Source organism: Morganella sp. GD04133 (assembly GCF_029835375.1).
In the GTDB taxonomy this organism is placed as follows: domain Bacteria; phylum Pseudomonadota; class Gammaproteobacteria; order Enterobacterales; family Enterobacteriaceae; genus Morganella; species Morganella morganii_B.
This window is the reverse complement of sequence record NZ_JAODZS010000079.1, coordinates 1-3125: the sequence shown is the minus strand read 5'-3', so window position 1 is coordinate 3125 and position 3125 is coordinate 1. Positions and strand designations below refer to the sequence as shown.

Annotated in this window: 4 protein-coding genes; 3 read left to right on the top strand and 1 reads right to left on the bottom strand. The window is 39.3% G+C overall.

Annotation, left to right across the window (positions count from 1 at the left end; all coding sequences use genetic code 11):
• Window positions 1-48 precede the first annotated feature (48 nt).
• Entirely contained in the window at window positions 49-1170 is a 1122-nt protein-coding gene (locus N7387_RS21050; protein WP_279800919.1) for a cupin domain-containing protein, read from the bottom strand.
• A 296-nt stretch (window positions 1171-1466) separates the two neighbouring features.
• On the opposite strand from N7387_RS21050, the gene N7387_RS21045 reads away from it, so the two are divergent.
• From N7387_RS21045 to N7387_RS21035, 3 genes are all read left to right on the top strand, one after another.
• On the top strand, window positions 1467-2354 hold the full coding sequence (locus tag N7387_RS21045; RefSeq protein WP_279800918.1) for an ATP-binding protein: 888 nt from the start codon (window positions 1467-1469) through the stop codon (window positions 2352-2354).
• 35 nt (window positions 2355-2389) lie between these two features.
• Entirely contained in the window at window positions 2390-3022 is a 633-nt protein-coding gene (locus N7387_RS21040; RefSeq protein WP_279800917.1) for a hypothetical protein, read from the top strand.
• A partial coding sequence (locus N7387_RS21035) for a transposase (protein WP_279800920.1) occupies window positions 2977-3125 on the top strand: 149 nt, incomplete at its 3' end. The genes N7387_RS21040 and N7387_RS21035, both read left to right, overlap by 46 nt.

Below are 3125 nucleotides of genomic sequence, written 5' to 3'. Positions count from 1 at the left end.
GATAAAACACCCATCAGCAGGTGTTTTATCTTGTCCGGTAGATGTGACTTATTCCTCGAAATACCAATATCCCTGATTGATAAATTCGGTTAATTCCGCAACAAAACCCGGGTTCTTCAGTGCTTCACCGAGTTCATTCACGCCGACTTCGGTTAACCGGCACAATGTATCCGCACCTTTAATTTCAGTGGTCATCCAGCCTTCGGTATTAACGAAGAAATGTTCCCCGATACGCAGAACACGCAGTCCGCTCAGCCGTATCAGTTTTTCACCAGCATTCAGAGCGTTCAGCACGTCTTCCGGCTGATACGGTGGTTCCGGAGGTGCGATATCCAGCTCATGGCGCGGGGTCGTTGCAAAACGGCCTAACCACTGCTCAAAATCACCGGGCTTGTTGATCATTTCAATCATCATGGCACGCAGGCGCTCAACCTCATAAGATTCCATTAAGCCTGAGTTTTCACGTACTGTCAGGTCCGGATCACCATAATTGACGCCACCCAGATCCTGTTCCAGTGCGTAGTCTGCAAAGCTGCTCAGCAGATCACGGCCGGTCGGTCCGCGGAAGCCGACAGAATAGTTCATGGTATCTTCGAAGGTGAAACCATCGTGAGGGAATCCCGGCGGAATATACAGAATATCGCCCGGTGCCATTTCCACATCAATAATCGGCTCAAACGGGTCGACATGCAGTAATGCCGGGTGAGCGCAGAACTGACGCATGGGAAGGGCGTCACCCACACGCCAGCGGCGGCGACCCATGCCCTGGATAATGAAAACATCATAGTTATCAATATGTGGTCCGACACCACCGCCGGGCACTGAGTAAGAAATCATCAGGTCATCAAGACGCCACTCAGGCAGCACCCGGAACGGTTTCACCAGTTCTGCGGCAGGCATATGCCAATGGTTGACAGCCTGTACCAGCAGTGACCATCCTTTTTCGCCTAATTGGCTGTAGTCCTCAAACGGGCCGTGACTCGCTTCCCATTTGTTATCAATAAAGCTGACCAGGCGGCTGTCAACTTCCGGCTCCATGGCCAGACCGGCCAGTTCATCCGGCGTGATAGGGTCGGCAAAATCAGGAAATGCATTTTTCAGTACAACGGGTTTTTTCTGCCAGTATTTTTCTAAAAATTCAGGCCAGTTAAGATTCAGTTTGTTAACCATGTGACCACATCTATATGAGAGTAAATAAGCGGTAATTATAGAAGTAATGCACTGTCATATTTTTGTTTGGGGTCAATAAAAAAAGGAACGTGGATGGATAAAGAAAGCCCGCGGTGATCAGTTGTTGGATGAGCAGAGACAAAAAGCCGTTATCAGGGATAAAGGAACCAACATGATTAGCCAGCCGGAGAGCTGGATTTCGTTATCTCATACCATGATTCGCATAATGTTTGACGCTATGTTACAAAACGGTTCTGAGCGATTGCGGTAGAATAGGGTTGGGGTTTACCGCAATCATGACACAAATACTTTTGCAAAAACAGAAACTCGCGTCAATAGGCTCTAGTAATGTTATTATACAAAGTAAACATTATGTAAAATCAAGTTATTCTTCATTAATTAATAGTCTAAAGTTAGAAGCACCAAAAGTTACAACTCTGAATCCTTCACGGTACATATTAGCAATATGTCAAGGGTTAACAAATATAAGAAAAGATGAAATTATAGAAATATTTGGAAGTCAGTATTTAAGAAGTGATGATATATTATCATTAGATGACATCACACATAAACTATCCCAAAATAAAGATATTGAAAGAAAATATTATAAGCTATGGCTTAATAGTATAGAGGTGCTATTTTCGTTACTTCATAATGATGTAATTGGAAAAAGTAATCATATTATTCAGCAAATCAAAAGCAATGTTGATAATTATGTACAAACACACGACTTCAATATCGCAAAAAACAAACTTGATATAATTAACACCTTAATTATTACTGGAGCACCAGGAGTAGGAAAAACAACTTTAGCCGAGCAATTATGTCTTCACTATATTCTTGAAGAATACGAATTAATTTATATAGAAAATGACATTGAGGAAGGTGAAAGAGTTATATTGCCAAATAAAAAACAACTATTTTTATATGATGATTTTCTTGGAAGGAATTATTTAAATGCCTTAAGAAATAAAGAGGACTCGAAAATCGTAAGGTTCATTAATAGAATTAGAAATGATACAGATAAAAAATTAATTCTTACTTATCGAACAACTATATTAAATCAAGGGAAGTCATCGAGTGAATTATTTCACATAGGTAATACTGAAAAGCATGAGTATGAAGTTGAAGTTAAAAATCTAGATTTATTGGATAAGGCAAAAATACTCTATAACCATATATGATTCAGTAACCTTCCTCAAAGATATAAAGATTGTTTTTGGGTAGAATTGAAACTTATAAAGATGAAGATTATATATTAGAATTTATACGCATTGTTGTCTCCAGTAATAAAGTACCATTGACTGAAAAAATAAAATCAGCGAAAGTTATAAAGACAGAGTATTTTGAATTTGAAAGATTCTATGCTGGTAATAATTTCAAAGTGCTCGAGATTGTCAGCTGGGCTTCTTTAAATATTCCAGATTGGATTGGTTGTGTTAATATTAAACATTATGTGGAGTCATCTTTACTATTAAATGGTGCTGATTTAATCCATGATGAATTAAATATACTAGCTCAAATATCCAATACCATAGGAGAGATAGCGCTATCCGATAAAATTCGTGATTTGCTATTAGACTATTGGCAAAATAGCGTGCATGAATTTATTTCTGAAAATAATGATTTCTCTGAATATTATAGTCTTAATGATGAAGATGATCTAATATCTAGAGCTAAAGATTGCATTAATGAATTACTTGCTGAAAGTACATTATCCTTCACCTCTGTAAGTATCCCGGAAAAAAGTCCCATTCACTTTCAGAGATCTTCATCCATACTGATATGTATTCTGAGGAGATCGCTATGCGCAAAGCCCGATTTACTGAACATCAGATTATCGCCGTTCTGAAATCCGTCGAAGCTGGACGGACAGTCAAAGATATCTGCCGTGAAGCCGGTATATCCGAAGCCAGCTACTACAACTGGAAAGCCAAATACGGCGGAATGGAAGC